This window comes from Massilia sp. CT11-108 (assembly GCF_047302915.1).
GTDB classification, from domain to species: domain Bacteria; phylum Pseudomonadota; class Gammaproteobacteria; order Burkholderiales; family Burkholderiaceae_D; genus Telluria; species Telluria orientalis.
In genome coordinates this window covers 1-6358 of the sequence record NZ_JBKYMO010000337.1, presented here as the reverse complement: position 1 = coordinate 6358, position 6358 = coordinate 1, and the positions used below count along the sequence as shown (strand labels likewise).

5 protein-coding genes are annotated in these 6358 nt (G+C 68.6%); all 5 read right to left on the bottom strand.

What is annotated here, in order from left to right; translation table 11 throughout:
• Positions 1 to 2122 (bottom strand): NADP-dependent malic enzyme (locus ACEN88_RS22095; RefSeq protein WP_413343056.1); only part of this gene is annotated, 2122 nt, incomplete at its 3' end.
• Between the two features lie 197 nt (positions 2123 to 2319).
• The gene (locus ACEN88_RS22090) at positions 2320 to 2937 is read right to left on the bottom strand and encodes a flavin reductase family protein (RefSeq protein WP_413343054.1); all 618 of its coding nucleotides are present in this window, start codon (positions 2935 to 2937) and stop codon (positions 2320 to 2322) included.
• 115 nt (positions 2938 to 3052) lie between these two features.
• Positions 3053 to 3937 carry an SMP-30/gluconolactonase/LRE family protein gene (locus tag ACEN88_RS22085; protein WP_413343052.1) on the bottom strand — a complete coding sequence of 295 codons (885 nt, stop codon included), beginning with the start codon at positions 3935 to 3937 and terminating at the stop codon, positions 3053 to 3055.
• The gene (locus ACEN88_RS22080) at positions 3930 to 5339 is read right to left on the bottom strand and encodes an MFS transporter (RefSeq protein WP_413343050.1); all 1410 of its coding nucleotides are present in this window, start codon (positions 5337 to 5339) and stop codon (positions 3930 to 3932) included. The genes ACEN88_RS22085 and ACEN88_RS22080 overlap by 8 nt, the downstream gene beginning before the upstream one ends.
• 127 nt (positions 5340 to 5466) lie before the next feature.
• The coding region (locus ACEN88_RS22075) for an aldehyde dehydrogenase family protein (protein ID WP_413343048.1) at positions 5467 to 6358 on the bottom strand (892 nt) is incomplete at its 5' end.

The window sequence follows — 6358 nt, the reverse complement described above, 5'->3', positions numbered from 1 at the left end:
ACTTCGCGGCGCCCAGCAGGATCGGCCCCACCGTCACGCCCTTGCCCGACGTGACCTTCAGCACGTTGAACAGGATGTTGGCGGCATCCAGCGACGGCATCACGAGCAGGTTGGCGCTGCCGGCGAAATCGTCCTTCGACTGATAGATGCGGCGGATGTCTTCCGACAGCGCGGCGTCGCCGTGGACTTCGCCCAGCACCGGCAGTTCCGGCGCGCTCGAGGCGAGCAGGGCGCGCGCGTCGCGCATGCGCTGCGCGGACGGGCGCTGCGACGAGCCGAAGATCGAGTGCGACACGAGCGCCGCCTTCGGCTCGAGGCCGAAATGGCGCATCTCCTGCGCGGCCAGCTTCGTGATCGCCGCCAGTTCCTGGGCGGACGGGTTGTCGTTGACGTACGTGTCGGTGATGAACAGGGTCATCTTGTCCAGCACGAGCGCGTTCATCGCGGCCAGTACGTCGGCGCCCGGGGCGAGGCCGATCTCGTTCTTCACGTGCGCCAGGTGGGTGTCGTAGCTGCCCGTCATGCCGCAGATGAGCGAGTCGACCTGACCCGCGTTCAGCAGGCGGGCGCCTTGCAGGGTGGTGTCGCCCTCGGCTTCGACGAGCGTGTAGTCGACGCCCGCCTTCAGGCGCAGGCCGGACTGCCTGATCGCCTTTTCGACGTCGGCCGCGCGGCCGATCAGCACCGGCTTGGCGATGCCCTCGTCGACGACGGTCTGCACGGCGCGCAGCACGCGCGGCTCGGCGCCGTCGGCATACGCGACGCGCTTCGGCGCGGCCTTGGCCTTCGCGAACACGGGCTTCATGAAGAAGCCGGTGTGGTAGATCATCTCGCCCAGCTTGTCGCGGTAGGCGTCCATGTCGGCGATCGGACGCGTGGCCACGCCGGATGCTTCCGCCGCCTTGGCGACGGCCGGCGCGATGGCGGCAATCAGGCGCGGGTCGAACGGTTTCGGGATGATGTAGTCGGGACCGAAGTTCAGGTCCTGGCCGGCGTAGGCGGCGGCGACGGCGTCATTCGCTTCCGCCTCGGCCAGGTCGGCGATCGCGCTCACGCAGGCGAGCTTCATCTCGTCCGTGATGCGGGTGGCGCCGCAATCGAGCGCGCCGCGGAAGATGTACGGGAAGCACAGCACGTTGTTGACCTGGTTCGGATAGTCCGAACGGCCGGTCGCGATGATGCAGTCCGGACGCGCGGCCTTCGCCACTTCCGGACGGATCTCCGGTTCCGGGTTCGCGAGCGCGAGGATGATCGGGCTGGCGGCCATCGTCCTGACCATGTCGGCGGTGAGGACGCCGGCGGTCGAGCAGCCGAGGAACACGTCGGCGCCGTCGACGATGTCGGCCAGCGTGCGCGCGTCGGTCTGTTGTGCGTAGCGGGCCTTGTTCGCTTCCATGTTCGCTTCGCGGCCCTGCCAGATCACGCCCTTCGAGTCGGCGACGAAGACGTTCTGCCGTTTCACGCCCAGGCTCACCATCATGTCGAGGCAGGCGATGGCCGCCGCGCCGGCGCCGGACGCCACCAGTCTCACCTGGCCGATGTCCTTGCCGACGACCTTCAGTGCGTTGAGGAGCGCCGCGCTCGAGATGATCGCGGTGCCGTGCTGGTCGTCGTGGAAGACGGGGATGTTCATCCGCTCGCGCAGCTTCTTCTCGATGTAGAAGCACTCGGGCGCCTTGATGTCTTCCAGGTTGATGCCGCCGACGGTCGGCTCCAGCATCGCGATCGCATCGACCAGCTTGTCGGGATCGTTCTCGGCCAGTTCCAGGTCGAACACGTCGACGCCGGCGAATTTCTTGAACAAACAGCCTTTGCCTTCCATGACGGGCTTCGAGGCCAGCGGGCCGATGTTGCCCAGGCCAAGGACCGCGGTGCCGTTCGAGATCACGGCGACCAGGTTGCCGCGTGAGGTGTAATCGGCGGCGGTGGCGGGGTCCGCGGCGATTTCCTCGCAGGCGTAGGCGACGCCGGGCGAATAGGCGAGCGACAGGTCGCGCTGGTTCGACAGGGGTTTCGTGGCGACGACCTCGATCTTCCCGCGTACCGGACTGCGGTGGTACTCGAGCGCGTCGGCGCGCAACTGGGTGTCTTTAGCCTCGTTCAGGCTGCTTTCGGTACTCATGATTTCTCCTATGCCGCTTTGCGCGGACGATGTTATGGATTCGTTGCGGCCATCCGGCGCACGGCAGGGACCGTGCGGGGAGGCAGGCCGGGACATCCGCCGCCGAATCGGGCGCGGACGGGGCGCCGTGTCCACGGCGATACGCGATCATACGTGATCGCGGGCGATGTTGCCTACTTCGCCAGATATTCGGTATATCACTGTGGCCTGAACATCCGGAACAGTTGCGCCGGACCGACCTCGAAATAGTCGGCCGGCCCGCCGCCGCGGAGGATGTGGCCGGCGTGCGCCGTGTCGTACACCCCGTCCTTCAGCTGGGCGCGGGCGATGTGCACGCCGACGACTTCGCCCAGCACGAGCCAGCTCGGCGCCGGCTGCCCGTCCGCGTCGTGCAGCCGGATGAGCTGGGTGAGCCTGCATTCGAACGAGACCGGGGCTTCAAGCACGCGCGGGACGTCCACGAGGCGCGACGGGGCGGGCGTGAGGCCGGCCAGCGCGAATTCGTCGACGTCGGGCGGCACCATCGCGCAGGTGGTATTCATGCGGTCGGCGAGGGCGCGCGTGGCCAGGTTCCAGCAGAACTGTCCCGTTTCCTCGACGTTGCGGACGGTGTCCTTGTAACCGACGCTGGCGAAGCCCACGAGCGGCGGCGTGTAGTTGAATGCGTTGAAGAAGCTGTACGGGGCGAGGTTCAGGATGCCGGCGCGGCTTTTGGTGGAGATCCAGCCGATGGGGCGGGGGCCGACGATGGCGTTGAAGGGATCGTGCGGCAGGCCGTGGCCGGCGCGTGGTTCGTAAAAATGGATGTCGTTCATACAAGCACGATACCGCATCGGCGCCATCCGTGCAGGCGCCGGGCGCATGCGGCACCCCGTGCCCACGCGACAGCAGGCAGGACGCGAACGTCCGCGTGGGCGGCGGCCGCCCACTCTACGAGAACGGTACCTCTGGCACGCCGGTCACGCCGGGGCGCACGAGAAGCACCGCCCCCGCCAGCGAATCATCCTCATGCCCCGGCTGCACGATCGACGTGATCAGCAGGGTATCCAGATCCGGCCCGCCGAAGCAGGGCATCGACGGCTTCGCGACCGGCAGCTTCAGTTCCCGATCCAGCTTCCCGACCGGCGTGAATCGCAGCAGGCTCGCCCCATCATTGCCCGCGACCCAGTAACAGCCGTCGCTGTCCATCGCGGCCCCGTCCGGCCGGCCCGCGTACGCGGCCATGTCGACGAGCAGCCGCCGGTCGTGCGGCACGCCCGCGTCGACGTCGTAGTCGAACGTCCACACGCGCCGGCGCGTCGGGTGCGAGTCGGACAAATACATCGTGCGCCCGTCCGGCGACCACGCGAGGCCGTTCTGGGTGACGAGGCCGGAAACGAGCGGTGCCGACAGGCCCGCGCCGTCGTAGCGGTACAGACGTCCGATCGGCAGCGCGGCCGCCATGTCCATCCACATCGTGCCGCTCCAGAAGCGGCCCTGGCGGTCCGTGCGGCCGTCGTTGAAGCGCATGCCGGGCGCCAGTTCGGGCGGCGCGGCGAGACGTTCTGCACGGACACTCCCGTCGTCCCGCAGGTCGACGGTGAAGATGCCCGTCTCCATGCCGGCGATCAGGCCGCCCGCGGCGCGCGGCGCGATGCAGGCGACCATCTCGGCCGCCGTCCAGTGGCGGGTCGCACCCGAGGCATGGTCCAGGCGCCAGATGCGGCGGGCAGGGATGTCGACCCAGTACCATGCCTGTTCGCCGGCGTGCCAGACGGGGCTCTCGCCCACGGCGCAGCTCACGCCGTGCACTCTTTCCACGATCGCGTCAGGCATGCGCCAGCTCCTCCGGCAGGCGGACCATGTCCTGGGTCGGCACGAGCACCTTCATGATGACCCACGCGGCCAGGTAGGCCAGCGCGCAGAACGAGAACATGATCATGTAGCCCGTCTGGATCTGGCCTTGCGCGCCGTAGTAGTCGAACAGCATGCCGCCGATCTTCGTCACGAGCACGCCGCCGATGCCGCCCGCCAGACCGCCGATGCCGACCACGGAGGCGACGCAATGGCGCGGGAACAGGTCCGACGTGATCGTCAGCACGTTGGCGGACCACGCCTGGTGGGCGGATGCGCCGATGCCGATCAGGATCACGGGCACCCAGTAGCCCAGGTGGCCCAGCGGCTGCGCCAGCAGCACGACGAGCGGGAAGAACGCGATCAGGAGCATGGCCTTCATGCGGCTGTCGTATGGCGCGCTGCCCTGGCGCATGAAGCGCGACGGCAGCGCGCCGCCGCCGATGCTGCCGACCATCGTCATGCTGTACAGGACGGCCAGCGGCAACACGAGGTCCGACGTGGCCATGCCGTATTTGTCGGTCAGGTATTTCGGGAGCCAGAACAGGAAGAACCACCAGACGCCGTCCGTCATGAATTTGCCGACGATGAAGGCCCACGTCTGGCGCAGGCCGAGCAGGGTTCGCCAGCTGGGGGCGGGGCCGGTCGCGGCCACCGGAGCCGAACCTGCGTCATCGCTGCGGATGTATTCGAGTTCCGCGCGCGACACGCGGCGCTGGCGAGCGGGTTCGTCGAACAGGACCGCCCAGAACCCGACCCACAGGAACCCGACGGCGCCGATCCAGATGAACGCGGCCTGCCAGCCCCAGATCGCGGCGAGCACCGGCACCGTCAGCGGCGCCAGGATCGCGCCGATGTTGGCGCCGGAATTGAAGATGCCCGTCGCGAACGAACGCTCGGACTTGGGAAAGTATTCCGCCGTGGCGCGGATCGCGGCCGGGAAGTTGCCCGCTTCGCCGATCGCGAGGATCGTGCGGGCGATGATGAAGCCGAGGACGGAGGCCGGCACGGCAAGGCCGAGCAGCGATTTCAGGCCGTTGCCCAGCTCGATCGAATACGCATGGGCGACGGCGCCGGCCGACCAGATGACGATAGCGAGGATGTACGCGGTCTTGGTGCCGAGGCGGTCCACGATCCTGCCCGCGAACAGCAGGGCGATCGCGTAGATGAACTGGAAGGCGGCGGCGATGTTGGCGTAGTCCGTGTTGGACCAGCCGAATTCCTTCGACAGCGACGGCGCGAGAAGGCTCAGCACCTGGCGGTCGAGGTAGTTGACGGTGGTGGCGAAGAACAGCAGCGCGCAGATGGTCCACCGGTAGTTGCCGCCGGCGGGCCGGGCGGCGGGGCTGGCGACTGCGGCGTCGCCGGTGCGATTGCGGGTCATGGTCAGGCCTTATGTTTGATTATGCTGACGTACGCGTGGCCGGCGTCTCCTCCGGCCGTGGCGGGCGGCCGGCACATCGTACCAGCCGCCCGCGCGCAGTTGAGTGCTACTCCGCTCTACTTGATGATCATTTTGCGAGCTGCAAAGTGCCGTCGACCATGCGCGCGAGGCCCAGCGGATTGTCGTCGCGCAGGGATTCCGGCAGCAGATCCGCCGGCACGTCCTGGTAGCACACCGGACGCAGGAAGCGCCCGATGGCGGTGGCGCCGACGGACGTCGAGCGGCTGTCCGACGTGGCCGGGAACGGGCCGCCGTGCACCATCGCGTGCGACACTTCGACGCCTGTCGGGAAGCCGTTGAACAGCACGCGGCCGGCCTTGCGCTCCAGCGTCGGGAGCAGGCTGCCCGCGAGTTCGCGGTCGGCGGCCGTCGCATGGACGGTGGCCGTCAGCTGGCCTTCCAGGTGGCGTGCGACCGCCAGCATCTCCGCTTCGTCGCGGCAGGCGATGACCAGCGATGCCGGGCCGAAGATCTCTTCGTCCAGCGCCGGGCTGGCGATGTACGTGGCGGCGTCGCAGGCGTACAACGCGGCCTGCGCGGCACAGCCCGTGCCTTCGGCGCTGCCCTGGCCGACCAGTTGCACGCCCTCGATGCCGGAGCGGCGGCCGACGGCGTCGACATAGGCCTGGTGGATGCCCGCGGTGAGCATCGTGCCGGCGCCCTTGGCTGCGAGCGCTTCGGCGGCGGACGCGCGGAAGGCGTCGAGGTCAGCGCCGGCGAGGGCGATGACGAGGCCCGGGTTCGTGCAGAACTGGCCCACGCCCAGGGTCAGCGAGTCGACGAACGCGCCGGCCAGTTTCGCGCCGCCTGCAGCGAGGGCGCCCGGCAGGATGAAGACCGGATTGATGCTGCTCATTTCGGCGTAGACGGGGATCGGTTCCTTGCGGGCGTTCGCCGTGCGCACGAGGGCGAGGCCGCCCTGGCGCGAACCGGTGAAGCCGACGGCCTTGATGGCCGGA